The organism is Prochlorococcus marinus CUG1433, assembly GCA_017644425.1.
GTDB lineage: Bacteria > Cyanobacteriota > Cyanobacteriia > PCC-6307 > Cyanobiaceae > Prochlorococcus_A > Prochlorococcus_A marinus_U.
The window spans coordinates 1,213,881-1,239,651 of the sequence record JAEPLN010000001.1; the positions used below are offsets into that span (position 1 = coordinate 1,213,881).

36 protein-coding genes are annotated in these 25,771 nt (G+C 31.0%); 16 read left to right on the plus strand and 20 right to left on the minus strand.

Annotated elements, in window-relative coordinates:
* The first annotated feature begins 108 nt into the window (after positions 1-108).
* Both groES and groL read left to right on the plus strand, forming a co-directional pair.
* On the plus strand, positions 109-420 hold the full coding sequence (gene groES, locus JJ842_06830; protein MBO6971624.1) for a co-chaperone GroES: 312 nt from the start codon (positions 109-111) through the stop codon (positions 418-420).
* A gap of 51 nt (positions 421-471) precedes the next feature.
* Entirely contained in the window at positions 472-2,109 is a 1,638-nt protein-coding gene (gene groL, locus JJ842_06835; GenBank protein MBO6971625.1) for a chaperonin GroEL, read from the plus strand.
* A gap of 69 nt (positions 2,110-2,178) precedes the next feature.
* Here groL and secG read toward each other — a convergent pair whose 3' ends face one another.
* Both secG and JJ842_06845 read right to left on the minus strand, forming a co-directional pair.
* The gene (secG, locus tag JJ842_06840) at positions 2,179-2,406 is read right to left on the minus strand and encodes a preprotein translocase subunit SecG (GenBank protein MBO6971626.1); all 228 of its coding nucleotides are present in this window, start codon (positions 2,404-2,406) and stop codon (positions 2,179-2,181) included.
* A gap of 24 nt (positions 2,407-2,430) precedes the next feature.
* Complete coding sequence (locus JJ842_06845) at positions 2,431-4,053, minus strand: 2,3-bisphosphoglycerate-independent phosphoglycerate mutase (GenBank protein ID MBO6971627.1); 1,623 nt, start codon at positions 4,051-4,053, stop codon at positions 2,431-2,433.
* Between the two features lie 137 nt (positions 4,054-4,190).
* Between JJ842_06845 and pyrR the strand changes: the two genes are divergently transcribed.
* Entirely contained in the window at positions 4,191-4,727 is a 537-nt protein-coding gene (gene pyrR / locus JJ842_06850) for a bifunctional pyr operon transcriptional regulator/uracil phosphoribosyltransferase PyrR (protein ID MBO6971628.1), read from the plus strand.
* A gap of 7 nt (positions 4,728-4,734) precedes the next feature.
* Here pyrR and JJ842_06855 read toward each other — a convergent pair whose 3' ends face one another.
* Positions 4,735-6,303, minus strand: a complete 1,569-nt coding sequence (locus JJ842_06855) for an Hsp70 family protein (protein MBO6971629.1) — start codon at positions 6,301-6,303, stop codon at positions 4,735-4,737.
* Between the two features lie 96 nt (positions 6,304-6,399).
* On the opposite strand from JJ842_06855, the gene JJ842_06860 reads away from it, so the two are divergent.
* The 3 genes from JJ842_06860 to JJ842_06870 all read left to right on the plus strand — a co-directional run bounded on the left by JJ842_06860 (position 6,400) and on the right by JJ842_06870 (position 7,570).
* Positions 6,400-6,636 carry a DNA-directed RNA polymerase subunit omega gene (locus JJ842_06860; protein ID MBO6971630.1) on the plus strand — a complete coding sequence of 79 codons (237 nt, stop codon included), beginning with the start codon at positions 6,400-6,402 and terminating at the stop codon, positions 6,634-6,636.
* Positions 6,637-6,638: 2 nt separating this feature from the next.
* Positions 6,639-7,010: a DUF1818 family protein gene (locus JJ842_06865; GenBank protein MBO6971631.1), complete on the plus strand. Its 372-nt coding sequence runs from the start codon at positions 6,639-6,641 to the stop codon at positions 7,008-7,010.
* A 308-nt stretch (positions 7,011-7,318) separates the two neighbouring features.
* The gene (locus tag JJ842_06870; protein MBO6971632.1) at positions 7,319-7,570 is read left to right on the plus strand and encodes a DUF2811 domain-containing protein; all 252 of its coding nucleotides are present in this window, start codon (positions 7,319-7,321) and stop codon (positions 7,568-7,570) included.
* A gap of 7 nt (positions 7,571-7,577) precedes the next feature.
* On the opposite strand, the gene JJ842_06875 is transcribed toward JJ842_06870, so the two are convergent.
* A complete protein-coding gene (locus JJ842_06875) occupies positions 7,578-8,036 on the minus strand; it encodes an EVE domain-containing protein (GenBank protein ID MBO6971633.1) in 459 nt (152 codons plus the stop codon).
* A 249-nt stretch (positions 8,037-8,285) separates the two neighbouring features.
* Between JJ842_06875 and JJ842_06880 the strand changes: the two genes are divergently transcribed.
* The 3 genes from JJ842_06880 to JJ842_06890 are packed head-to-tail and all read left to right on the plus strand — an operon-like array spanning position 8,286 to position 10,607.
* Entirely contained in the window at positions 8,286-9,068 is a 783-nt protein-coding gene (locus tag JJ842_06880; GenBank protein MBO6971634.1) for a GTP-binding protein, read from the plus strand.
* Positions 9,069-9,075: 7 nt separating this feature from the next.
* On the plus strand, positions 9,076-9,891 hold the full coding sequence (locus JJ842_06885; GenBank protein MBO6971635.1) for a metallophosphoesterase family protein: 816 nt from the start codon (positions 9,076-9,078) through the stop codon (positions 9,889-9,891).
* A complete protein-coding gene (locus tag JJ842_06890; GenBank protein MBO6971636.1) occupies positions 9,888-10,607 on the plus strand; it encodes a phosphoesterase in 720 nt (239 codons plus the stop codon). The genes JJ842_06885 and JJ842_06890 overlap by 4 nt, the downstream gene beginning before the upstream one ends.
* A 197-nt stretch (positions 10,608-10,804) precedes the next feature.
* On the opposite strand, the gene JJ842_06895 is transcribed toward JJ842_06890, so the two are convergent.
* On the minus strand, positions 10,805-10,972 hold the full coding sequence (locus JJ842_06895) for a hypothetical protein (protein MBO6971637.1): 168 nt from the start codon (positions 10,970-10,972) through the stop codon (positions 10,805-10,807).
* Between the two features lie 5 nt (positions 10,973-10,977).
* On the opposite strand from JJ842_06895, the gene JJ842_06900 reads away from it, so the two are divergent.
* Together JJ842_06900 and JJ842_06905 are read left to right on the plus strand one after the other, a co-directional pair.
* Positions 10,978-12,039, plus strand: coding sequence for a hypothetical protein (locus JJ842_06900; protein MBO6971638.1), 1,062 nt, complete (start codon positions 10,978-10,980; stop codon positions 12,037-12,039).
* A 306-nt stretch (positions 12,040-12,345) separates the two neighbouring features.
* A complete protein-coding gene (locus JJ842_06905) occupies positions 12,346-13,932 on the plus strand; it encodes a hypothetical protein (GenBank protein MBO6971639.1) in 1,587 nt (528 codons plus the stop codon).
* A 358-nt stretch (positions 13,933-14,290) separates the two neighbouring features.
* Here the strand turns inward: JJ842_06905 and JJ842_06910 are convergent, their stop codons facing one another.
* The 5 genes from JJ842_06910 to JJ842_06930 form a co-directional block, all read right to left on the minus strand.
* Complete coding sequence (locus JJ842_06910; protein MBO6971640.1) at positions 14,291-14,446, minus strand: hypothetical protein; 156 nt, start codon at positions 14,444-14,446, stop codon at positions 14,291-14,293.
* A 76-nt stretch (positions 14,447-14,522) separates the two neighbouring features.
* Positions 14,523-14,726: a hypothetical protein gene (locus tag JJ842_06915; protein MBO6971641.1), complete on the minus strand. Its 204-nt coding sequence runs from the start codon at positions 14,724-14,726 to the stop codon at positions 14,523-14,525.
* A gap of 249 nt (positions 14,727-14,975) precedes the next feature.
* Entirely contained in the window at positions 14,976-15,245 is a 270-nt protein-coding gene (locus JJ842_06920; GenBank protein MBO6971642.1) for a hypothetical protein, read from the minus strand.
* A gap of 126 nt (positions 15,246-15,371) precedes the next feature.
* Positions 15,372-15,509, minus strand: a complete 138-nt coding sequence (locus JJ842_06925) for a hypothetical protein (protein ID MBO6971643.1) — start codon at positions 15,507-15,509, stop codon at positions 15,372-15,374.
* Positions 15,510-15,768: 259 nt separating this feature from the next.
* Positions 15,769-15,918, minus strand: a complete 150-nt coding sequence (locus JJ842_06930) for a hypothetical protein (GenBank protein ID MBO6971644.1) — start codon at positions 15,916-15,918, stop codon at positions 15,769-15,771.
* 42 nt (positions 15,919-15,960) lie between these two features.
* Here JJ842_06930 and JJ842_06935 point away from each other — a divergent pair, with 42 nt between their 5' ends.
* The gene (locus JJ842_06935; protein MBO6971645.1) at positions 15,961-16,143 is read left to right on the plus strand and encodes a hypothetical protein; all 183 of its coding nucleotides are present in this window, start codon (positions 15,961-15,963) and stop codon (positions 16,141-16,143) included.
* Positions 16,144-16,183: 40 nt separating this feature from the next.
* On the opposite strand, the gene JJ842_06940 is transcribed toward JJ842_06935, so the two are convergent.
* The gene (locus JJ842_06940; protein ID MBO6971646.1) at positions 16,184-16,408 is read right to left on the minus strand and encodes a hypothetical protein; all 225 of its coding nucleotides are present in this window, start codon (positions 16,406-16,408) and stop codon (positions 16,184-16,186) included.
* Positions 16,409-16,533: 125 nt separating this feature from the next.
* On the opposite strand from JJ842_06940, the gene JJ842_06945 reads away from it, so the two are divergent.
* Both JJ842_06945 and JJ842_06950 read left to right on the plus strand, forming a co-directional pair.
* Complete coding sequence (locus JJ842_06945) at positions 16,534-16,671, plus strand: hypothetical protein (GenBank protein ID MBO6971647.1); 138 nt, start codon at positions 16,534-16,536, stop codon at positions 16,669-16,671.
* A gap of 534 nt (positions 16,672-17,205) precedes the next feature.
* The gene (locus tag JJ842_06950) at positions 17,206-17,424 is read left to right on the plus strand and encodes a hypothetical protein (protein ID MBO6971648.1); all 219 of its coding nucleotides are present in this window, start codon (positions 17,206-17,208) and stop codon (positions 17,422-17,424) included.
* 619 nt (positions 17,425-18,043) lie between these two features.
* On the opposite strand, the gene JJ842_06955 is transcribed toward JJ842_06950, so the two are convergent.
* The 3 genes from JJ842_06955 to JJ842_06965 form a co-directional block, all read right to left on the minus strand.
* On the minus strand, positions 18,044-18,193 hold the full coding sequence (locus tag JJ842_06955; GenBank protein ID MBO6971649.1) for a hypothetical protein: 150 nt from the start codon (positions 18,191-18,193) through the stop codon (positions 18,044-18,046).
* The gene (locus JJ842_06960; GenBank protein MBO6971650.1) at positions 18,194-18,379 is read right to left on the minus strand and encodes a hypothetical protein; all 186 of its coding nucleotides are present in this window, start codon (positions 18,377-18,379) and stop codon (positions 18,194-18,196) included. It lies immediately after the preceding gene.
* Positions 18,380-18,456: 77 nt separating this feature from the next.
* A complete protein-coding gene (locus tag JJ842_06965) occupies positions 18,457-18,612 on the minus strand; it encodes a hypothetical protein (GenBank protein ID MBO6971651.1) in 156 nt (51 codons plus the stop codon).
* A 201-nt stretch (positions 18,613-18,813) separates the two neighbouring features.
* Between JJ842_06965 and JJ842_06970 the strand changes: the two genes are divergently transcribed.
* On the plus strand, positions 18,814-19,008 hold the full coding sequence (locus JJ842_06970) for a hypothetical protein (protein ID MBO6971652.1): 195 nt from the start codon (positions 18,814-18,816) through the stop codon (positions 19,006-19,008).
* A gap of 227 nt (positions 19,009-19,235) precedes the next feature.
* Here the strand turns inward: JJ842_06970 and JJ842_06975 are convergent, their stop codons facing one another.
* Together JJ842_06975 and JJ842_06980 are read right to left on the minus strand one after the other, a co-directional pair.
* The gene (locus JJ842_06975) at positions 19,236-19,379 is read right to left on the minus strand and encodes a hypothetical protein (GenBank protein ID MBO6971653.1); all 144 of its coding nucleotides are present in this window, start codon (positions 19,377-19,379) and stop codon (positions 19,236-19,238) included.
* 135 nt (positions 19,380-19,514) lie between these two features.
* Complete coding sequence (locus JJ842_06980; GenBank protein ID MBO6971654.1) at positions 19,515-19,652, minus strand: hypothetical protein; 138 nt, start codon at positions 19,650-19,652, stop codon at positions 19,515-19,517.
* A 229-nt stretch (positions 19,653-19,881) separates the two neighbouring features.
* Between JJ842_06980 and JJ842_06985 the strand changes: the two genes are divergently transcribed.
* Positions 19,882-20,064, plus strand: coding sequence for a hypothetical protein (locus tag JJ842_06985; GenBank protein MBO6971655.1), 183 nt, complete (start codon positions 19,882-19,884; stop codon positions 20,062-20,064).
* Positions 20,065-20,679: 615 nt separating this feature from the next.
* Here JJ842_06985 and JJ842_06990 read toward each other — a convergent pair.
* From JJ842_06990 to JJ842_07005, 4 genes are all read right to left on the minus strand, one after another.
* Complete coding sequence (locus tag JJ842_06990; GenBank protein MBO6971656.1) at positions 20,680-21,063, minus strand: DUF3804 family protein; 384 nt, start codon at positions 21,061-21,063, stop codon at positions 20,680-20,682.
* Between the two features lie 60 nt (positions 21,064-21,123).
* Positions 21,124-21,390, minus strand: a complete 267-nt coding sequence (locus JJ842_06995; protein MBO6971657.1) for a hypothetical protein — start codon at positions 21,388-21,390, stop codon at positions 21,124-21,126.
* A gap of 372 nt (positions 21,391-21,762) precedes the next feature.
* Positions 21,763-22,479, minus strand: coding sequence for a dienelactone hydrolase family protein (locus tag JJ842_07000; GenBank protein MBO6971658.1), 717 nt, complete (start codon positions 22,477-22,479; stop codon positions 21,763-21,765).
* 1,583 nt (positions 22,480-24,062) lie between these two features.
* Positions 24,063-24,272, minus strand: coding sequence for a hypothetical protein (locus JJ842_07005; protein ID MBO6971659.1), 210 nt, complete (start codon positions 24,270-24,272; stop codon positions 24,063-24,065).
* Positions 24,273-25,771 lie beyond the last annotated feature (1,499 nt).

Sequence of the window (25,771 nt, forward strand, 5' to 3'; positions counted from 1 at the left end):
TATGGTTTAATTACCGCTTCGCAGATTATGTTGTTGATGATACGGATTGAGAAATTCTCTTTCCATTTTATGACGCAACGCGTCTCAATTATGATCCTCCATTAACCTATGGCTGCTGTTTCACTTACAGTCTCTACAGTAAAACCACTGGGAGATAGAATATTTATTAAAGTTTCCGCATCTGAGGAAAAAACTGCTGGGGGCATTCTTTTGCCTGATACAGCTAAAGAAAAACCACAAGTGGGAGAAGTTGCTCAGGTCGGTCCTGGGAAACTTAATGACGATGGTTCTCGACAAACTCCAGAAGTGAGTATTGGCGATAAAGTTTTGTACAGCAAATATGCTGGGACAGACATCAAATTGGGAGGAGATGAATATGTCTTGCTCTCAGAAAAGGATATTTTAGCTGTTGTAGGCTAAAATATTTGTTTCAAAAATTATTAAAACTTATTACTAAATTGCTGCCTAAACATGGCTAAAAGAATTATTTACAATGAGCAAGCTCGTAGAGCGCTCGAGAGAGGAATCGATATCCTTGCTGAGTCTGTTGCTGTCACGCTTGGACCAAAAGGAAGAAATGTTGTTTTAGAGAAAAAATTTGGTGCTCCACAAATTATTAATGACGGTGTCACAATCGCCAAAGAAATTGAATTAGAGGACCACATTGAAAACACAGGGGTTGCATTAATCAGACAAGCCGCTTCAAAAACTAATGATGCTGCTGGAGATGGTACTACTACTGCTACAGTTTTAGCCCATGCAATGGTTAAGGCAGGTTTGAGAAACGTTGCAGCTGGAGCTAATGCAATCACGCTTAAAAAAGGTATTGACAAAGCTACTGAGTTTCTAGTTGGTAAAATTCAGGAGAATTCCAAACCTATCAGCGATAGTAATGCTATTGCTCAATGCGGAACCATTGCTGCCGGAAATGACGATGAAGTTGGTCAAATGATTGCCAATGCAATGGATAAAGTTGGTAAAGAAGGTGTCATTTCTCTAGAAGAGGGAAAATCAATGACAACTGAACTAGAAGTTACAGAGGGAATGCGCTTTGATAAAGGTTACATTTCACCTTATTTTGCTACAGATACAGAGAGAATGGAGGCTGTTTTAGATGAACCCTATATTCTCCTGACTGATAAGAAAATTGCATTAGTACAAGATTTAGTTCCCGTTTTGGAACAAATTGCTAAAACTGGCAAACCGCTTGTCATTATTGCAGAAGATATAGAAAAAGAGGCTTTAGCCACACTTGTCGTTAATAGATTAAGAGGTGTGTTGAATGTTGCAGCAGTTAAAGCACCAGGATTTGGTGATAGAAGAAAAGCTATGCTTGAAGATATGGCTGTTCTAACTAATGGTCAACTAATTACTGAGGATGCGGGCTTGAAGTTAGAGAATGCCACCTTAGATATGCTTGGAACTGGTAGAAGAATTACTATTAATAAAGAGACTACAACGATAGTAGCCGAAGGTAATGAGCAAGCAGTTAACGCTAGATGTGATCAAATTAAGAAGCAAATGGATGAAACCGACTCCTCTTACGATAAAGAAAAGCTTCAAGAACGCCTGGCAAAGTTAGCTGGAGGAGTGGCAGTTATTAAGGTTGGTGCAGCAACTGAAACTGAGATGAAGGATAAGAAACTTCGTCTTGAGGATGCTATCAATGCTACAAAAGCTGCTGTTGAAGAAGGGATTGTACCTGGAGGAGGAACAACTCTTGCTCACTTATCTCCAATTTTAAAAGATTGGGCCGATAAAAATTTAGAGGGAGAGGAACTAATTGGAGCTAACATTGTTGAAGCTTCATTGACTGCACCTCTTATGAGGATTGCTGAAAACGCTGGTTCTAATGGTGCTGTGATTGCTGAGAATGTGAAATCTAAGCCATTTAATGATGGATTTAATGCTGCTACTGGAGAGTATGTTGATATGTCCGCCGCCGGTATAGTTGATCCTGCAAAAGTTACTCGCTCAGGATTACAAAATGCTGCTTCAATAGCAGGAATGGTTTTAACCACTGAATGTATAGTTGCAGATTTACCTGAGAAAAAAGATCCACCTGCTCCAGGTGGAGCCCCAGGAATGGGTGGTGACTTTGATTATTAACTATAAAGTAGTTAAATAATTAACTTTTAATTAAAGGGATCACCAAAAATGATCCCTTTTTTTGAAACCTTATGAAATCCAGCCAGCACTAAGAATAATTGCGAGAGATAAAAAAATAACTAAAAAGGTCCAAGTAATTTTGTTAAGGGACGCTTCAGCACTACTTGCACTATTAAACATTGAGCTTCCACTTGCGGCTATCCCGCCCATTCCATCACCCTTGGGGCTATGAAGCAAAACTAACAGTATCAGGAATATTCCAGAAAATACCCATATCCAACTTAGAATTTGAATCATTACTTTAGAAAGCGTTTATCAACTTTATACGTGTTGTACAACTTTATTATAACCTTTTAACTCAATCTCTTTAATGAGAGATTTTCCTGTCATTTCTTTTGGGATTGGGAGATTTAATAATTGCAGTAAAGTTGGTGCAATATCTGCTAAGCCAGCATTGTCCCTTAAATAAATCTCATTCCCCATATTGGCAATTTTTCTCTTTTCACCCTCAATAAAAATTAATGGAACTTTATTGGTAGTGTGCGCCGTCCATGGCTCTCCTGAGGGACCTTTCATTAGCTCTGCGTTACCATGATCAGCTGTAATTATAATACTCCCACCCATTTCTCCAGTAGCATTAACAATTTGACCTACGCATTGATCTACTTTTTCGATAGCTTTAATTGTCGCATCCATTTCTCCTGTGTGACCAACCATATCAGGATTTGCAAAATTGATTACGACAAAAGCATATTTTCCGCTTTTTATCGCATTACAGCAAGAACTAGTTAATTCTTCCGCAGACATTTCGGGTTCCATATCATAAGTTGTGACTCTTGGAGATGGAATTAAGTGTCTCTCTTCACCTGGCAGAGGAATTTCTACTCCTCCATTGAAAAAATAAGTAACGTGAGGATATTTTTCAGTCTCGGCTGTTCTGTATTGTTTCAGTCCATTTTCTGAAACTATTTGGCCAATAAAATTATTTAGAGACTCAGGAGGAAATGCAACTTTAACAGGGAAGTTTGGATCATATTGAGTAAAAGTTACTAAATCTAAGTTTGGGAAATGTTTTCTTTCAAATTCTGAAAATTCTTTATCAGAAATTGATTTGATGATTTGTCTTGCTCTGTCTGGACGGAAGTTAAAGCAAATTAAACTATCCCCATTTTTAAGATAACTTTCAGACATTCGTATTGGCTCTATAAATTCGTCAGTAATATTTTTGTCATAACTTTTTTTTATGTAATCCTGAGGTGAAATACTAGTCACTTCAATATCTGGATCAGTCATATTAACGTATGCTTTTTCCGTTCTGTCCCATAAAAGATTTCTATCCATCATCCAATATCTTCCGCATATAGAAGCTATTTCACCTGTATTGAATTTTTTTATGCATGATTCTATTTGATTTATATATTTAGTTGCACTTTTTGCAGGCGTATCTCTTCCATCAGTAATAATATGAATTTGAACTTTTTTGAGGCCATTCTCAGCTGCCCATTTTATTAATCCTAATAAATGATTAATGTGGCTATGTACGCCACCATCAGAACATAATCCCGTAATGTGCAAAGTAGAATTGTTTTTCTTTAATGAATCAGCCATCTCCTTTAAAGCATTAACTATTCCTAATTGATTATTGTTTACGACATTTGAAATCCTTACAAGTTCTTGTTGAATTATTCTTCCAGAGCCAATGGTAAGGTGCCCAACCTCTGAATTACCCATTTGACCATCTGGCAATCCAACATCAGATCCGCTAGCGCTTATAAGAGTGTGAGGATATGCATGACTTAATGCATCCATGATTGGGGTACTCGCAGCTTTTATAGCATTGTTTGATGTCTCTTCTCGAAATCCCCATCCATCAAGTATTGCAAGGACTACAGGGCTCTGAGGAACATTTAATTTATTTATATTTTTGCTGCTAATCTTTGACATGTTTAGATCAAATTCATTATTAAGTGATCCAAACCTAAATTTAGCTTTAAAAACTACTCTTTAACAATTTATATTTAACATAGTTAGCTTTTGCTAATTTATGAGGATATTGAACAAATTTTATTTATTGATAAATCATGTCCAATGAAACTAAAAGAATCGTAATACTTACTGAAGAGGAAATTAAGAAAACCCTAGCTCGTTTAACTTTCGAAATTATTGAAACAGTAAAAAATCTGGATAACCTTCTTTTAGTAGGTATTCCAACTAGAGGAATTGATTTGGCTAACGTTCTAGAAAAAGAATTATTCTATAAGACAGGTTTAAAAATAAGAAAAGGTATAATTGATCCGACTTTTTATAGAGATGATCAAAATAGAGTTGGAACTCGACTAATAAAAGCAACTGATATACCAACTCCTATTGAGCAAGAAGAAATTCTTTTAATAGATGATGTAATTTTTACGGGACGAACAATTAGAGCTGCTATTGATTCTCTATATTCATGGGGCAGACCTAAAAGAGTAATGTTGTTAGTAATGATAGATAGAGGTCATAGAGAATTACCAATTCAACCGGATTTTTGCGGTAAAAAAGTTCCAACAAGTAAAAATGAAAGTATTAGTGTTCGTTTTAATAGTATTGATAATGAAGAAGGAGTTTTTCTTGAATAGTTTTGTATCAAAAAATATTTCCTAAATTAAATTCTCCTAAGAATTCATCTTTAATATCGAAACACTTAACTAGCAAATCGGCTTTTTTAGTAATTTTGAAGAAAAGTTTTAAGTTGTCTTCTCCAAGATTACATTTATTTTTCAGTTCGATTTTAATTGGTTTTTTGTCCCATTTTATAATTTCCTCTTCACTTTGAACCTCTGATAACTTTGGCAATCCATTTACAAAAATAACATCATATTCTCTTTCTTTTTTAGTTTCTCCAATAATTATTTCATATATTTTCTGGTTGTTTTTACTAGCTTGAAGGATTAGTTTAAATGGATTTTCTGTTGGCCATGTTTGACCTTTACAGAAAATAGGATACCAGAAGTGTTTCTGTTCTCTTTTATTAAATAATCTAATGGATAATCCCTTGTTTAATACGTCTTTAATAATTACGCCTGGCGTCATTGCTAAAGCTCCCAAAGCTATTGATTCAATTGGAGGTGGCGATTTTACTTCAATTTTGGGAATCTCGTTCACAACCCATTCTTTTATTAATGGTATTTGAGTACCCCCTCCAACTAAAATAATTGCAACTATGTCATCTAATGTACAAAATTTGCCTCTTGCTTCATTTAATAAATCTTTAAGTAAGGAGTTAAGGTGATTAAGAAGATTATTCTCAATAATAATTTTCTCGAATATTTCTCTACTAAGAAAAAACTTTTTTTCTTGAGTTTCTTCAACAAAAAAATTTATTGGAAATTTTTTTTCGTATTTTGTTTTAATTGAGCTGAGTTTACATTTTATTTCTTCTGCCTTTAAAAGATTAATTGCATATTTATTATCTGGAATATAAAAATCAACTATCCATTGATCAATATCTTTACCGCCAATCTTTGAGCCTGTTTTACTTATTATTTCAGCACACCTTATTTTTTGTTTTGAAGTTGAGCTTAAATCATTTCCCTTGAATTTTAATAATTCAGCTATGGGGCTAGACTTACCCTCTCCCCCCTCTATTTTTACTATATTCATATCTATTGTGCTCCCGCCGATATCGATCGTCATAATTTTGGACCCAAATGGAATATTAACACCTAAACTTGCCGCAGTAGGCTCATCAACTAATGCTATTTCATCTACAGAGATCTCTTTACATAGGTTAATTAACCATTGTCTGTAACCCTTGTATGTATCAATAGGAGCAGTTAAAACAAGTCTTTTGATTTTATATTTTTGAGGAATATTTGCCCATAAAAATTTAAAAAATTTTTCGCCACATTCAATAGGACTTAAAATATTTTGTTGATTAATTTTTTCAATAGGATTTCCAATTAATCTCTTAAAATTAGAATGAAAAAACAAGTGTGAATTATAACTATCACGCATCTTTAAAGCACTTTTCCCAATTTTTAAAATTTTTGAGGGTTCCTCGTACCAAACTGCTGTAGGGATAACACCTGGAGAAGATGTAATATTAGGTAATTCAATTAATACAGGATTTATATTTTTTTGATCTTGAAAAGCTACTACAGTATTAGTATTCCCCAAATCTATAGCAAGAGTTCCAAATAAATTTTCTTCCATATGAATTTTTGTTGAATCAAATAAGTGCTTTTTGTAATTTATGTTTTGAATCGGTCCAATAAACTGTAAAATATAATTCATAATAAATAAAATTTAATGAACATATCAAATAACTCAGGAATTGATTCAAATGATCTTGCAAAAAGAGGTGAGAGTTTGATAAGAAAATCAACCAATAGATATTTAACAACAGTGAAAATTGCTTTCAGAGCTAAACAACGACGTTTTGATGATTTTGATGGACTACTAGAGGAGTCAACTATTAAACCTGTTCAAAGATCAATAATTGAACTAAGTGATGAACAAGATCAACCAGATTTACTTCCTGGTTAATCTTGGGTAAGTATCAAAAAAGATGGAGACTACTTAGAGATGTTAGAAAAGGCAAATATTGCTTCTTGATTGGTATTGAAAATTGGTCAATTGAGTTACAAAAAAGTGAATTTGATTTGCTATATCACTTACTTATAAAAATTAATAAACAACTTTTAAGTATTCAAAATACATTAATGGAAGAGGAGTTTATCACTTTAGAATTAGAACAATTACCTTGGTATATTGAGTTAGAGGGTAAAAAGAATGAATGGAGTTTAAGATTCGTTTTTGAAAGCCAAGACCAAACTCGATCTTTTGAAATGTATTGGCCGATACAAGTAGCACAAGAATTATTCTCTGAAATAAAAAAAATGTGGGAATCAATGGATTAAAAGATAAATTAAATTGGAAATTTTGCGAAATATTTCCCCGTGTAAAAAAAAATTTTTCACAATTTTTCCACAACTATTTTTTGAAAAATATCATTTGACCTAAAGTGTGTGGAAAACTTTTGATTTTATACAATTCTTTATAATTAAGTTAGATTTAATTTGCCAAAATAAGTTTCAATGACACCCATTCTTATGACTAGAATCTCATAATTCTCTCACTGAGACTGAACATAAATAATACTTGTTGACTATTTAATGATTTTAGAGAAAACTAGATCTTGTAGGATTTCATTAAAAAATTTTTTAATATGAAGGATTTTAGTGACGATGTAAGCTCAATAGTTTTAAATCAAAAAGATGAAGTAATTAGTTTCAAATGTGAACTTCAAGAAAATCTTCAGAAGGCTATGAAAGAATTTGTTGAGGAGCATCCTAATTGGGATCAATACAGGATACTACAGGCAGCTATTGCAGGGTTTTTAATGCAAAAGGGATTTCAAAATAGGGATTTAACAAGACTCTATATTGGAAATATGTTTTCAATGAATTTTAAAGACTAAAACGTCTTCAAATTTTTTCTAGTAGTATTTTTGCTGTATCATTCCGTACCGGTAAAATAGATAATCTATTTCCCTTTTTGACAACTAGTAACTCGTCTTCACTAAATAAAATCTTTAATTCAGGTAAGCTTAGAATTTTGCTAGATTTTGATAAGTACTTTACTTTTACACAATCCCATCTAGGATTTTCGGGTTTTGATTTTGAATCAAAATACTTTGAATTTTTATCAAATTGTGTAGGATCAACAATATTTACATCTATCACCTCCATCATCCCTACAATTCCAGGAGGTTTACAGTTGGAATGATAGAAAAAAACTTTATCTCCCTTATTCATACTTCTCATGAAATTTCGAGCCTGATAGTTTCTTATCCCATCCCATAAAGTCACTCCATCATTTTTTAAAGTATCTATGCTGTAGGCATCAGGCTCACTTTTCATTAACCAGTAGTTTATTTCAGTCATATCAATAATTTAGAAGAAAATTACAATGTGTGAACGGTGTGTGAACAGAATATTAAAAACGTTCAAATCTAGGTTAATTATCCATCAAATTATCTATTTAGGAAAGTGATGGTTGGTATGGAGTAATTAATTCTCTAAATATTAATGTTTTTATCACTTAAATCAAAAAATAAATATTTAAAATCGAAAACAGAAATGATTTTCATTTTCATATTGGTGTAAATTTTATACATTAGGTAGTATTTTTTTATGAGTCAAGTCTGTTTAATATCAGGTTCGCCAGGATGCGGTAAGACAAATTGGATACTAAATACTTTTAAGAATTATTCTGGTAATTGTGGTTACTTACGTCTAGGAGGATATTCTGAAATTAATTTAGAGCAAGCAATAAATTCAAAAATTGATTTTGCTTTTTTGAAAGATCAAATTCCTAACTTATTAGACTTATCTATTTCAAACTCAATATCAGAGAAAGATAAAGAAAACATTTTAATTATTATTGAATTTCCACAATTTTTTACACCTAAATCTCAGGGTATTAATGGAGTTGATCTGAGAATTATTAATGAACTTGAAAAATATAATCTCCAGCCAAATAGATATCTTCATTTTGGTAGAGATCCAGAATTATCAATTAAAGATACTTTAGATTTTAGAGAAATTGAATCAATAAGCCTTGATCTTCAAAAGCATATTTGGGATCCTGCAAGCTTGAATACTTTTTGGTTTGAATTAGTTAATGGTGCTTATGGGGATGTATATAGAGCAAAAGCATTAATGAACTTACCTGATGGGCGTTACATCTTGTTTAATTGGATAGTCAGTCAGCAAGGATCTCAATATCAAACATTAAACCAAGTTGCCCCTCTTAATGGAAGACCAGAAAGATGTTCTGAAATTGTTATACAAGGGAAAAATTTAAACTTCGAGTCAATAAAAGCAACGATTCATAATTGCCTTCTTAATGATGCTGTACTAGAGCATCATCAAACTTCACTTAGAAATTCACAATTACAAACTGCTCGCCGTTAACTTAAAAATGAATCAAGCTGTCATCTCATGTTTACATGCAAATCTACCTGCAGTAGAGGCTGTCTTAAAAGATATTGAACTCCAAGGAATTACAAATATTACCTGTCTTGGAGATCTAGTGGGTTATGGTCCTCAACCTAATGAGGTTATTGAGTTAATAAGAGATAAAGAAATTCCTACTTGTCAGGGATGTTGGGACGAAGACGTTGTTGATGGATTAGATGCTTGCGATTGTAGTTATCCTTCTCAGCTTGCTGAAAAAAGAGGTCATTTTGCTCATCAATGGACTACAGATAAATTAACTACAGAAAATAAGGATTATCTAGCTAATCTACCCTACTCAATACGTAAAGATAAGTGTCTTTTTGTTCATGGTAGTCCTAATAGTCAACATGAATATCTTCTACCCGATATGGATGCATTCGCAGCTCTTGAGAGAGTTGAAAATGCCAGAGCAGAGATTCTATTTTGTGGTCATACTCACCAACCTTATATTCGCGAATTAGCAGATGGTTCAATTGCTGTAAAGATCAAAAATGCTGTTCCCAAAGATACTCAAGAAAAAGAAATTCAATTGCCGATGCGAAGAATAGTAAATGCAGGTTCAGTTGGAGAGCCAAGACATGGAGGAACTAAAGCTACTTATGTTGTTTATAACGATGTCACTAATGAAGTAAAAATTAGAGAAGTGGAATATGATATTGAACTTACTTGTAAAGCAATAATAGATGCCGGTCTTCCTCCGATTTTTGCATGGCGTTTAAAAAATGGATTCGAATTTGCAGAACAAGCTGAAGATGCATCTCATGTTTGTGAAAGATGATAGAACGCTGGGCACTCGTAAGTGGTCTTAAAGGGGATCTAGATACTTATGAACTTATTCAAAAAGACTTAAAAAAAACTCCTGGTAATATAACTCTTTTTGTTTTGGGGGATATGATAGGTCCTGAAAAAAACTGTAATAGGCTTCTCCATAGGTTAATTAATCCAAAAAGTAATGATTTACAACCATGGTGCATATATGGTTGGTGGGAAGAACAAATCCTCTTGGAAAGTGGTTACCGTGGTGATCAAAGAGCTGAAGCTTTGAGAATAAATAAGGGTGAAGAAGTAGTTAAGTCTCTTACGAATGCTGTAGACAAATCATTTCTTGATTGGATAGCAGCACTTCAATTTGGATTTGTTGAACTTGATTGTGGTTTGATTCACGGAAGCTCAAAAGATGTTGGCGAAAATTTAACACTAGATACGCCGCCGCTGACACTCCTTGATAGACTTACACGTCTTCAGGTAAACAGATTATTTACTGCAAGAAGTAAACAACAGTTTCACTTGGAATTGACAGAGGGGATTGTTAATTCTGAAGTAGAAGATTTAAATGGAAATCGTAAGAAAGAGCAGAAAGTTCCTCAAAAAGCTGTTATTGGTATTGGGGCAGGAAAAAATTATACTCTTTATGATGTCGGGACTGATAATACTCAATTCGTACAAGCAGGATATAAAACAGAAAAAAGAATTAAGGGATTTGGAAGGCTTTAGTTTTTAGCATCAAGTACTCACTTCATTAGCCAGTAATTAATCTCAGTCATATCAATAATTTAGAAGAAAACTACAATGTGTGAACGGTGTGTGAACAGAATATTAAAAACGTTCAATTCTAGGTTAATTATCCATCAAATTATCTATTTAGGAAAGGGAAGGTTGTTACGGAATTATTTTGCTAACCCGTGAAATACTCATGACATCAATAATAAATCCATTTTATGAATCCCTTTGCATCCAGGTTTTTTGGCTTCTTCAATAGCTTTGGCTTGCTGCACTTTGTTGCTTGGCTCCTTCAATATTTTTTGTAAGAGAATTTTTTTTGAAAGTAAATTACTATATAACAGGATTACCCAACTCATGATGCATGGCACTTATTGAATGCTACGAGTGTAAAAAAGAGATTTCTGACAAAGCAAATGCATGTCCACATTGTGGTGCGCCAAAATTAATAAAATCCAAAGATATATTTTCTCTAAAGCCAAACTTAATTAAAAAAATTATTAAACCTCATGCTCTAAGTTTTGTGGGGTTGGGACTAATTACAATCCCCATAATTGGTTTTATCTCTTTTTCAAATATTAAAGCAGAAAAAGAGGCTGCCATTAGAGAACAAAAGTCTTATGAGCTTTTAGCAAAGATAGAAGAGGAGGAAGCTATTAGAGAAAGACAGATTCTTGCATTAGTATCCAGAAGATGTGCTCAATATGAGTTTCAAGATGAAATAGACTATTGCGAGACAGTATATTCTCCTTCTAATAAGGAAGTAACAAATTTCTCATATCTTATAGATTCAAAAACTAAAACTTCATATATAAATGAAGCATTAGAATTTTATGAAGAAGCTTGGAGAAAATATAGATCAGAAGATTTCAGAGGTGCGCTTAAAGAAGCAAATCAATATATAAAGATGGTTCCATACGATTACTTAGCACTCAATGACATAGGTGTACTTTTAGCAGTTGGTTTTGAGGACTATGAAAACTCAATTAAAAAATTTAATAAAGCTATAGAAATCAACCCTAATCACAACTGGGCTTACTTAAATAGGGCAAGATCAGAAATTGACCTTGGGAACTACCAAGATGGAATAAAGGATATAGAAAAACATTTATCTATTCTTCCCAATGATAATTATGCTCTTGACGAATTAAAAATTGCAAAGAGAAAAATTAAAAGAGGAAAGGCACTAAAAGCATGGGGGACATTCTTTGAAATCCTCAATCAAGGTATTCAAAGCTATAACCGAGGGAGATGGGGCGGCGGTTATCAACCAAATTATGAAGCAATACATTTGCAAAATCAGATTAATAGTAAGCAGTTCCAAATGAATCAGCAATTCAATATGCAGCAACATAATTTACGTATGCAGCAACATAACTTCAATATGCAGCAAAATGATTTAAGAATGCGTAATCTTAATTATTAAAAAAGTTTCAGAAACTTTTGCCTGCATTTAAGAACCATCAAATTTATTAACTTATATTTAAAAATACTTTTTAGCATCAAGTACCCACTTCATTAGCCAGTAATTAATCTCAGTCATATCAAAGGATTTGGAGGAAATTGCAAATCGTGAACGAATCGAGAATGTAATATCATACTATTCGCTTTTATATATTTATTATCCTGCAAAGTTTCTATTTAGGAAAGTGTAGGGTGGTATGGGGTCAATCTAATAAACTATAGATGTGAAATAGTTAGCCATTTTATTGGATTCTGAAACTTATCGATAATGAAATTATTTAATCTTTTATTAATATCAATAATTTTTCAACTTATAAATATTCAAACTGTATTTAGAGGCAATTTAGTAATAGCTTCTGAAAATATAAAAAGTAAAAACTCTAACGATAAAAATAATTCAATTAAAACTGTAATTGCCAATGGTTACGGAGTTAATATCGATGATGCGGCTCAAAATGCAGCAAAAAATGCTTTAACAAATGTTGTCGGTGAATTTATTGATGCGGAAACAAAAATAAGTAAACAAATTGAAATTCAAAATGGTCTAGTAAATCAATCTAAAAAAATTGATAGAAATATTAGGATATATTCCCAAGGATCAATAAGTTATTTCGAAATAATTGAGATTAATAATAGTAATGGAATTTTTTACATAACTGCAAGAGTTGATGTGAAAGTTGATGATTTTATTAGTTATATCAAACAGATTGCTTACAACATTAAGGATATTGATACCGGCATGTTTAATGCAATTAAAGCAAATATTGACAATGAAGATAATAAATTAGATCTTTACGTTGAGAAAGTAATAAAACCTATTCTTAAGGGTGAAGTTACTGAATTTGAAATAGGTAAAGCATTGCCCTTCAATAAGTTTCCTTCAGAACGGTTAAACGGAGTTTCTTCCTTTTATGTAGATGCAAGTTCTTCCGTTTATAAACTTCCAGACGGATCGGATCCAATGAAAATGTTTGTTGTCCCATTTAGTCTTAAATTGAATGATTCATTTAAGGAAAATATTAAAGAAGTTTTGGATAACTTGAGTGATGGAAATAAATCTACTTTTACTTTTGACAATTGGTCGAACATGATTTTCTATCTAATTGATCGAAATGTAGAACAAAAGAAAAATAGATATTCTGAGAAATATTTTTATCGATGGAGATCAAATACAAAATCTATGTTTAATTCTATGGATATGTTCAGGTCAAAGTTTTCGAGAAATTTATCTTCCAATAAACCAAATGAAAATATTTATGTTGGTTTAGTAGAAACCAATCAAAAAAAAGTGAATCTTTTTTCTATTTCTAACTTAGGTATAAGAATAAAAAATTCAGAAAAATATAAAAAATATTATTCTGTACAAGAAGAACAACGAAGTGGGTTTAGATATCAAACTGAATTAGTTAATCATCCCTTCATTTCTTCCTCTGATTATTTCGGATCTTATAAAAAAAGAAAAAAATATGGCTTCAAAACTTATTTTTATAATCCAATAAAATTATCTTTAGTTGATAGTTCAGAAAAAATAATATATTCCTGTCTTATTGGTCCAGTAGGACACTCTTGTAAAAATGTTCAGATTGTTCCTTTGAGTCCTGATGGAAGTAGAGGAAATGATGGTCCATTTCCATCTTTTTCATTATTAGCAGGATATCTAAAAACAAATAATTCCTTAAGAGATATGCCTATGAACAGAGGTGCAGAATATGAGGCATGGAGGAGTAGACCCCGTAATAATAGTAATTTTATTTTTTCAAAAAGAGATTATGCCTTAGTTTTTAATTTGGATCTCACGATAGTTAAAAATATCAATAATATAAAACTTGAGTTTACAGAATATTTAGATAATTGAAAGCTTTCATTTAATATGATTTTCTACTTTAAAGATTCTCTAAGTATTTATTTCTCTTGAATATTTTCAATCAATTTTAGATCGAAAAATCGTGAATGAATCGTGAATCAAATTTATTTGATTTTTAAGATCCATTACTATGACTACTGGCACATGGTTCATTAGCCAAAAATTTTCTTTAGTCATGCCAAAGGATTAGGAGAATATTGCTACCGTGTTTCCACTTCAATATTTAAGTATGTTTGAAGTAATGCGAAAAGGAAAATAAAAAAAGAGGAGCATTTGCCCCTCTTAGCGATCGACTGTCAATCAATGGATATTCTAGATTGTCAGCATCTCTTGTAAACAAGCATTGTATTTAGCCAGAACAAGAAAAAGCACCTGCAAGAATATTTTTAAAAATTGGTGCTTGACCTAATGCGTATAAGAAGAAAGTGGATGATGCGAGAGTAATAGCTATTTTAGAAGCCCTGTTAACTTTCAAATTTGAGACTTTTGTAAATGCAGAATTCATTTGTTCATTAATGTGATGGATTTATATTAGCTGAATAGAAAAAATGTTCAGCATCAAAATTTACCAAAGATTAATTTTATTGCTGCTGTTGCTGCTCCTGCATTTTTATATGTTCGAATTCTTTTTTAGAAACGATTCTCATTTTGAACTCTGGATACCTTGTCTTCCACCATTTATTTATTGAAATAGCTACACCCGTTAAATCTTGGGTACAAATATGGACCCATAAAATCTTAGTTTGTTCTTCTTTATAGAATTCCCAACTCGAAGGTGAAGCCATTAAATCGTGAACATATCGTGAACATTTTTTTATGGGTTTTTGAAATCCGTTGCTATAACTACTGGCTCATAGTTCATTAGCCAGTAGCTAGTTTCCTGTTGTACCATAGGATCTCGGCGAATATATAGGGTTTGAGTAAAGTTTGGGTAACTTCTTTGAATATGAATTTATTATCCATCAAAGTTTCTATTTAGGAAAGTGTACCCCTTTCCTCTATATATCATGACGGTACCCCTTTATAAATTACGCTTATCTGTTGGAAATATTGAAGGAAAAATCTTTAATCGAGAATTTATTAAATAATGACTTACCTATTTGTGAACCCACACCGTTGTTCTTGAGTTCTTTTTGATATGCCTCTTTGCTTGAGAGAATGATATCTTTAATCGAGAATTTATTAAATAATGACTTACCTATTTGTGAACCCACACCGTTGTTCTTGAGTTCTTTTTGATATGCCTCTTTGCTTGAGAGAATGATATCTTTAATTGAAAATTTATTAAATAATGACCTTCCTATTTGTGAACCCACACCGTTGTTCTTGAGTTCTTTTTGATATGCCTCTTTGCTTGAGAGAATGATATCTTTAATCGAGAATTTATTTAAGAATGACATTCTTATTTGGGAAAATTGCTTTGTAGATGATCACATCATCTCGTAATTATCAAATTTAGTTTTTAACTTTGCTGCTTTATGTATTAGTCCAACTGCTTCTTTTCTTCCAGTAGCTTGTTGCGCCTTATGCATTAATTCAGCATATTTTTTTACGATTTTCTTTTGCATGGTTTAGATTAAATAAAGACCGTTTTTTAATCTAAAGCTGCAAGGAACAACTTTCAGAAGATAAGGAATCAACGGTAAAACCTCAGAGTCAACAAATTGGAACGGGTTAACTCGTGTGTTAAATATATAATCAATTAGCTAAATACCTGTTGGTATCTATGATTACATTGTTTTCAAATCCTGATTTATTTTAGTTTTATCTAAAGTGGAGAAGATTTCTTTTTAAATAATGAGTGTGTTTTAAATCTTGAATTGATCTCTAATAATTTATGGTTGGCTTCAGTTGTATCCCTGCAACTGCCTCATGACAACCATGTATAAATTTTAGGACTGCTTTAGTATTTTTTGATTCAAAATATATACCTCTTCCAGTACCTAATAGTTCCTCAAACCGACCTATAAATTTCAAGGCTATAGGAGGACAATATAAGTATAGATCTAGGAGGTCTAAATGAAACTATTCAATCAATTCACAATCCTTCCAAGATACCTAAAAGCATTTAATTATGCTGGAAACAGAATGGAAGAAATAACAAGAAATCTTGATAGAGATAACCATTTATTTGAAGACTATTGGAAGAGGGAATGTAGAGAACATCCAACTAATCAGCATTGTTTAGTCTATTGCGACTGAGAATTTTAATCTTAAGGGTTGACAACTGAGTATAAATACTCTATAAATAAAGTGTAGTAAATGCTACTAAATCGTCCGATCTACTATTAGATAGACCGCAGTACGAATCAAGCCATAGGACGGGGACTTGATCAAGACCAGGAGCTGCATAATGGTAAACATGTATTTTAACGGCAAATCTTTCGTATATTGCAAGAGCCAAGAAGAGAAAACAATAAAGCTTACTTATAGAGGATCTAGTTACTTGAGATAAATAAAATCTCATATCTATTAAATATTCAATAAACTATTTTTTTTAGAGGTGTTATGCCATGAAATTTACTAATTCTCCTTTTGCCATACTCGATAAGAACATGAACGCATTAGATTATCAAAAAAGAAATTTAAAATATGAGGACTATTGGAGAAGGGAAGGAATTAGCAAAAGTAAAGGTCTATCTTAATACTGGAATAATTGCTGGATTAGTTGGTGTTGGATTTGTTGCCTCTACTTTAATTTTTGGAGTATTAATTCTAGTTTTAAAATAAAAAAGGTAGTTTAACTAAGCTTTTGATTAAAGTATTTAATACCTGCCATTAGAAATTAAGAAAAAGGTTTGGTTAAATTAGATGGAACTTCTACTGGAACCAATGACTCACCATAATGTGATATAGCTGATTTTATTAGTAACCAGTAAAAGAAGTTAACTAAAGCTTTCTCCACGAGGATTTAGTAACTAATCTAGATAACCTTATTAATTTTGTAATAGCAATATACAAAAAATATTTATCAAGTAATCAATATATTTATCAAAACTAGCAGAAAGTTACTTTAATTAGGATAGATTCACCTTTCGGCAGCGGACTAAATCCTCGTGGAGCATTGGACTTTAGCCCGCTCTATCTTTTTAGCAAATCAAAAATTGAACTGCAATTCAGCTCTTAGATGTGACATCCAAGATAATTTCAAAAATATTTTTTTCTAAAAAAAGAATTAAGTATTTTTTCGGAATGCTTTGAAAAGAAATATGTGTTTAATTTTGTTTAAGTTTTATCTCGTAAAACTAATAGGGAATTTTATTTATGAAAAACATTCTGTATAAAATTTTTGAATTCCTAAAGGATCTTTTCCAAAAAATTTCTGAATTTTTAAAAAGAAGATTTTCTGAAGAAGAAGAGAAGCCAGTTGAAGAAGAGAAGCCAGTTGAAGAAGAGATGCCAGTTGAAGAAGAGAAACCAGTTGAAGAAGAGAAGCCAGTTGAAGAAGAGAAGCCAGTTGAAGAAGAGAAGCCAGAATTATAAGCAGAAATTTATTAAATAATTTACCTTCCTTTTCATTAGTTTTTGGCTAGTGAATCAAGTTACCTAAACTTGTTATGAATATATTTTATCGGTATAAGTGGTCTAAGGACTTGTCCTTTTCGTAAGGACTTGAGCCTAGCGGTTTCAAGGTTAACCCCGCACTCCTACACACGAGTACAAAAACCTTTTTAATTAATGCAGATTACTTCCAAGACACTTAGCTTGCTACTTAATGTAGTTTTTGTGCTTTGTGTCTTTGTCATTTGAAGACTATTCATCAAAAGAGATTAATAGTTTCAGGGTTTTCTTACTTCGAACCGAACTCAATATCGGTTAGTTTTTTAGTCTTTAAAAGTTTGAGTAAAGTTTGAGTAAAAAATTACGATTCCCTGAAATCCCAGTAATAGCTAGACGCGCTCACTTTTCATTAGCCAGTAGCTAGGTTCCTGTTGTACCATGGGATCTCGGCGAAAATATAGGTTTGAATAAAGTGTGAATAACTTTTCAGATATGAATTTATTATCCATCAAAGTTCCTATTTAGGAAAGTAATGGTTGCATGGGGGTGCATAGGACCATGCTGCATCGTATATATGAACTGATATATTTCTGTTAAAAGTTTACGGGTACAACCTTTGAATAGCTTCTTTCTGTTCTTGCTTTTTTATTTCTTCAGCATCTAAAACAGGGCACGAGTTTTGATTTAGTGATAAGAGGAAAGTGCTTTTTTTGAATAGTTTGAAAAGTGGTGTAAGTAATAAGTTTTTCATTTATTCCCAAGTTTTCATATCAGAGAAGTCGCTTGCTATTGCATGAAGCATCCCTCCTACAAATGATCTAGGGCAACCAAGTTTGTTAACTAAAACTTCTGATTGTTTTTTGATATCTTCCCATGTAGGTCTGATATCCTCATTTATTTGTTTAAGGCTAGGTTTAAATTCTTCTGAATCATTCATATTAAAGGTATTAACTTATTAAAATTCAAATGATAGTAAAGAAAATCTCATTTATTTAAATAAATATTCAATAAAAATTACAAAATAAATTCTTTAGAAATTATTCTAAGCTGATTTAAATTCAGATTATTTAAATAATTATTTGCAATCAATTTTTCCTCATTAATTTCGAGATCTTTAATCTCAGAAATAATGCTATTAGATATTAAATCAATTAAATGTTCTTTATCCATGACTTATATATAAACCCAAAACAAACATTAATTATTTAAAGTCTTCAACTCAACATATAAGTAAAAATACCCAGATAAATATAAAACTCATAGGTTTGCTAAATCACTTTAGATGATTGGTATAGGGTGCACGCGAATTATCAGCTACTCACACTTGAGCTTTTTATGTAACATAATAGGTTTACGTAAAGTAACAATTAAATGAAAAGACTTTTTCCTTATATAGCTTTTGCATGTTTAACTGGTTTTACGGCTACGACTGGTTTACCAGTTATAGCAGGCGGTTGTAGTAGCCACATGAACAAAAAAGCTGAAATCAAATGTGCTGAAGATGATACTGAGTGTCAAATTGAAAAAGCTGAAAAGTTTGATTTAAAAAATTCTCTCAAGTCATAAAATCATGACTCAAATCGGTTTATTTATGAACTCTGCCCCAAGAGATTTGATTGAGTTCACATTCTTTTCGGCTGTTGGTTTTACTGCAGGATTATTTGGTCTAATTTAGTTATAGAAAATTGACCCATTCTTTTTTTCTCTTTACCTTTTCAAGTCTTTCTTTCTTTTATGTGATGGCTTGCTTATGGAGAGATTTAATTAATCAAAAGTAAAAAATATTTTTTTAATTACCTTTTATAGATAAATCTTTGTATGTCTTCGAATAGATTAGATTTTGATTTAAAAAATCCATTACTTTTTAAATAAGATTTTCCTTTTTCTATATTTTCAATTCTTTTTTCATAAGAATTTTCATCTAAATTTTTTGGCATAAAAAAATAGTCGGACTCTTATTCTGAATAATGCTCACAAAAAAGTGGTTACCTTAAATACAAAATTTAAATTCTTTTTTGAATTTCTTTTCATTCAAACTAAAGATCTAATAAAAAAGTTTCTTTCTTAAATTTCTAAGAATCTTTTGATATCTTATTCTTCATGTCCTCAATATTATTAATTAATTTGTCTAAACATTCTGTATTGTCTTCTGGTTTTAGATATGTAATTTTTGGTTGATTAATTTCAAGAGTCTCAAAATCTCCACTCATAAATTCTCCTTCTTAAATTTTTCAAAGTCCTATATATGTTTTAATTGATTTGAACAAAACACTGCGTATCTAATGTGTGCGGTTTGATGAACATATAGGTACGGAAAGAGGTATCTTTTTTTTAGCCATTTAAATCTATTGCTGACTTAGATTAAAAATATGGTTGTCATGAGTCGGTTGCGTTGCTACAACTGAAATCAACCATAAACTTTAAATTGCATTTAATAAAATGACTTACTACAGTTGCTTTGATCAAAAAGGAAACATAATTGCTCGCTGTCAGACTAAAGAAGATATAAATGTTCTTAAGAAAATGGGCAGACCAATAATGGAAATAAAAGAAATGAGAAAAGAGGAATCAGTTGTTTGTTCTTTAACTGGTAGTCCATCCGATTACAACGAAGATTATTAAGAGTATGACTCAAAGAACACTTCAATTAAATCAACATGGAAGATCAGTAGTTCTTTTGTTGGTTGCATTGAATAGCATTCGTACTTTCTTTTCTACTTTTGAAAAAGTATTAACTGATCGCGAAAGAGTGAGATAAAAATATTTAGTTATTTGTTGATTAACAGTAAATCAATAAAATTTAAGACATAAAAAAAGACCCTGTTACAGGTCTTTTTTTAATGGTGACGACAGAAAGGAGATCTATTTAATAATCAGATTAAGAATTTTCTTAGAAATTAGTTTTGGATGTAAAAGTGATTACTCACTTCTTCATGCTTTACAAACGACTTAATTTTTAAGATAGTTCAGAATTAATCCCGAAAGTTTAATTTCTGATCACTTAACTTACTTTCCGTAAAGGTTAGATAAGTTAATTTACCGTGGTGTAGCAGACCATGAATTAGTGAAGATCTAGTTGGTCAACCTTGGTCGAGTCGATCACCAGAACTGTCGTATAAATAAAGTAATCGGTCTCAAATATTTTGCATGAATCCTTAAGAATGATTTAATCATGATTAATTAAATCTTTAATCAATTGAATAGTTTGAACAGTGGTGGGAGTAGTAATCTTTTCATTTATTCCCATGTGGTCATATCAGTAGTGCCTTGGGATCTTTGCATCCAAGAATACTTCCAAATACCATTTACATTTTTAAAAATGCAAGTATAAGTTGAAAGATCTTTATTTTGATTTCCTTTATAACTGAAGATTTCATTTAAAGTAAAAACTGCGTAAGCTATCTCACCGTAAATTTCAATTTTGTGGGTTTTGATTAGCTCTGATGATTCTGCAACTAAGTCTTTACTATCAAACATTCCCACTAATCCCTTAGCAGATATTGGATTTCCACTCGGTCTTACAGCTAAAAAATCCTCAGTTACGTTTGGTATTAGAAAAGAAGAATCTTCACTGGTTGCATAACCATTAATTAAATCTTCTATGGCTTTAGTGTTTGACATTAAAAAAGGAGCTAATGCCCCTTATTTTAGATCGACTGTCAATCGTATTTAATAGTTATTTTAAGCAGCATCATATTCTTCATCTTCAAGTTCTCTCATAAATCTTTTATCTAATAAGTAATCGTCTAAAAGCTCGGCTGCCATCAGCATTTCAGAAGCAGGTTCTTGTAAATTTTTATCTAATAAGTAATTGTCTACAAGGTCTAGATTGTTATTTTCTTTAATTTCTTTATCGCTGTCTAATAGCTCTCTTATATAGGTATATACAAGCTTTTTATCGTACCCACTTTCTCTAATTTCTTTCATCATTTCGATTGGAATTTTCATAATCGTCAACCCCTATGTGAAAGCCTATATACGCATACTTACGAAGATATAAGAAAAATGCAAGAAAGAGGAAGGATGGAAGAAGACAGCTATATTTAAATCTTATTTTTAATAATTAATTAATTTTCTCTTTCCATCTCTATTTTCTACTTTATTTATTCTTAACCCAATAAACAAAGCCCATATAAGTGCAAAGACAATTGGTAAGAAAATGATCGCAAGTTTCATCATTTTTTTTATCCTATTATTTGTAAAAATAATAACTTTTAAATCAATAAGAAAATATAGGTACTTTATCTAAAAAAGTAGGGTCGAGGTTAGATTGACAATATAAAACTTGAGTTTACAGAATACTTAGATAATTAAAATCTTTCATTTTAATTCTTTCATCAATAAGTTCCAACCTATTAATGATGCAGTTTTATCGTATGATTCTCTCTCCTCGCACATAAAGCCATGATCAGCTCCTTCAATTTCAACATAACTAAATCTCTCTTCTAAAGGATCAAATTTTTTAAACAATTTTTTTATTTCTAATCTATCTTTTAAAGGAATCAAATCATCTGCAGATCCGCAAATAAAATTTAGATTACCTGAAACTTTTTCAAGCAAATCTATAGGTGCAAAATTAGTATCGGTTCTTGGAGTTGCAACTCCAGCTCCATAAAAACAAAATGAATTATCTATTCCTTTTAAAGAAGAAGCAATAAGTGCTGCATGCCCCCCAAAACAAAATCCAATAATAGCGATTTTCTTTTTCGGATATTTTTCTTTAACCCAATTTATTCCTGCAGAAACATCTTCAATAATATTTTTAAAAGTAGTTAAATTTTTATGATGCCTGCCTAATTTTAAATCCTCTTCGCTGTACCCTAAATCCAAATTTGGAGCCGTTCTTCCATAAAGAGGTAGTGCTAATACAGGTAAATTTTGTGCAGCTAATTTTTCAGAAAAACTTCTTATCCAATTATTTATTCCAAATACCTCTGGTAAAACTATGGATATATATTCACACTCATTTCCAGAATCTACCCACCAAGATCTTAAATTTAAATCGTCACTACAAATATTTATCCATTGACCTTTCATATGCTCTTTAAAAGGATAGCTCTTGCCATATTCCATCTAAGCTTGAAATTTGTTATTTACTAGGTTTATAAAGTTTAAATAAAACTGGTAAATAGCATAGTCAATGTCGAGAGAATAAACTAATTTTTATGACTAAATGATTAATAAGAATCTAAGCATTAACGGCAACCAAAGACAAAGAAGTAGCATTAGTAATAGGGTAATAGCATGGATATTTGGGATGTACTGCTTTTGAAAAATTTGTGTCTTCATAATCTACCTTGCTTTCTTAAGTTTAATTTCTCTTCTGATAAGTAAAGCTATAACTACAACACACATGTTCATTAGAAATATGTCTAATGGCATTTAATAAAAAGTATCTATTTAATTAATAGCAAGATTTTTGCTTTACGAAACTAATAACCACAAAACTAGAGTTCTAGTATTAAAAGTTAAGGTCCACAATATCTAAAAATAAGGTGTGTATGGCACTTCTGTTTTTAATGAATCGCCATAGTAACTTTCAGCTGACTTTAATAGGATCCAATAAATGAAATTAAGAAACGATTTTTCCATAGGAACATACATAATATTTCTTAATTCAAATCAGAATCTCAAATAAAAACATCGTAGAAAATACTTAATAAAAGAGATTTAGATTTCTTATTTAGTTTATGATGATTAGCTTTGTATGAAATGCTACTAATGCTTTTCCTGTCGATGGATTTTGTGTATTATTGCTTATTGATTCCTTTAATTACTGGAGATATATTAAACAAACTATATAAATATTAAAAATTTATGAGTACTCAAAAAAGTCAGAATCATAAAAGACAAGATCAAAATAATACAGAGTGGTTAGATGAATTAATCAATAAAATTGAAAATATGAAAAACAAAATATCTAATTCTTAATCATAAATCTTCTTTTAAATTTCATTAAGTCATCTTGTAGCTATGCAAATTGGCATTTCATTTTAAAAGTAAAGTATGCAATCCGATTAGGAAATAAAAGACTAAGAACCTCATAATTAATTACTATGCCGTAAATGTAGATCATTTATTTATAAAGACATAAGCAGAATATAAATACACTAAGAAAAATCCAATAGCAATGGAACTTCCATAAATAAGAAAGTTCCAAATTTTATATAATTTTGGTTTTTTAAACTCTTTTTCTTCTTCTTTAGTAATCATTTATTTTCTTTTTCTTTTATGGCAGAATTACCTTTTGCTCTTAATACCAAAGTTATTGTAAGGGCAGAGCTTAATATCACAGCATCAATTAATAGGTGTGGGGATATATTCATCAGCTCTTAAAAGAAATAAGAAGAGTAATTATCTTTTCAGCAAGAAAATTATAAAACATTAAAAAAAGAGGGGTTTATTCCTCTAAGTTTAGATTGACTTTCAATCACTGTCTAATTTAGTTTCTAAGAAAGGATTATTTCTAATTTAGAACTAGTTTCAATTAAAAAATATCTAGTGGAAGAAGGGGCCAAAAATCGACCCCTCTTGGTGAAACTCTTCCAAAGAAACACCATTAAAATTTTACTCTGAAAGATGCAAATTTAAACAAATTAACTAAATCAAGATTAGAAAATTTAAGAGGCTTTCTTAAAAGGGTTCATATTCTTAAAAAATTTATTACTTTTTGGAGCACTCATTTTTCTATACCTTTGATTTATCTCCAGGATGTATTTCCTGGCTCTTTTATCACTTTCGATTTTCTGTTTCTTAAGCCGTAAAGCCCTTAAATCCTCTATTGACAAGAGGCCATCATCTTCGTTGTCATTCAAGTGATCTAATCGCATTAGTTTAAGAAATTAAATATCTACTTTAAGTGCAAGATTAACAACCTCATCATTATTTGCAATAGAGATAATTAATTTACTTAACTAAAATAAATTTTTCAATCTACGTTATTCTATAAATTTAAATATAAAAACCTCCAAATAAAAAACTTTTTGAAATCAAGAAAAACTTTTGATTGATTTGGATGGAACTTCTATAGATACAAATGATTCGCCATAATGAGATTCAGCTGATCTTATGAGTAACCAGTAAAAAAAGTTAACTAAAGCTTTATCCACGAGGATTTAGTAACTTATTTAGATAACCTAATTATTTTTGTAATATCAATATACAAAATAAAATTATCTAGCTATCAAGACATTTATCCCATAAAAGCATAATTTATATTGATTAAGAAAAATTTGCAGTTTCAAAATTTAGGCGGTGGACTAAATCTTCATGGGGCAATGAATTTTAGCCGTTCTATTTGTTTGGCAAAAGAAAAGTGGCACTGCTATGGAGCTTGATTACCAATTACTAAATTAGACCATAAATAAATCTTTATTGGTTAATTAGATCAAGAGTATATAAGCATATTTCATTAATAATTATTGTATAAATATGTTACGAGAGTTGAGTTATATCAATAGATTCAGTATTTTTGCTCATTGATGGTTTCATTCTTGGAATAATATTATTGTTGATGTTTAGAGGAGGTTTGATTTTGAAAAAAATAATTAAACTTTTCAAATTACTTAAAAGAAGAGTTGATATTCTCAATGCAGAGGCCGAGTTGAAATTTATATTGGAAAATTAAAAATGGGATTTCCACATTGCCCAATTTGTGTAGTACTAGCATCACTTTCGGTTTTTGTTGGATTTACTCGTGGTTATATGTTATTTATTCTTTTTAGGGAGTTCATCAGAGAAGAATTCAATTTTAAATTGAAGTTTAGTTATCATTGATGGTTGACATCTAAGTATAAATACTTTATTAATAAAGTGTAGTTAATACTACAAAATCGTCCGATCTACCATTTGATAGACCGCAGTACGACTCAAGCCATAGGACGGGGACTTGAGCAGTTTCAGGAGCTGCATCATGGTAAACATGTATTTCAATGGAAAGTCATTTGTGTATTGTAAAAAACAAGAAGAAAAAGTGATAAAGCTTACTTATAGAGGAACTCGTTACTTGAAATAAGATTTATATTTTTTTTTCAAAAAAGTTTGGACATTTATTGAATTTTTTACCTGAGTATTAATTGATACCTTATAAGAAAAACTTATGTTGAAGATATTTTTTGCCTATTTAAAAAAATATATATTCGTATATTTCGTAACGAGAAATTAATTTATTAATAACTATTTTATCAATAGATTATTAAAGGTTATGCAACCGATTTCTGAAGAACTTTACAAAAAAATACTTGAGACTTCTAAAAAATGAGTAAGTTACTAATTGCTTTATTAGCCTTAAATATAGGAGTTAGTCTTTCAAAAGTTTTTATTTTTGTCT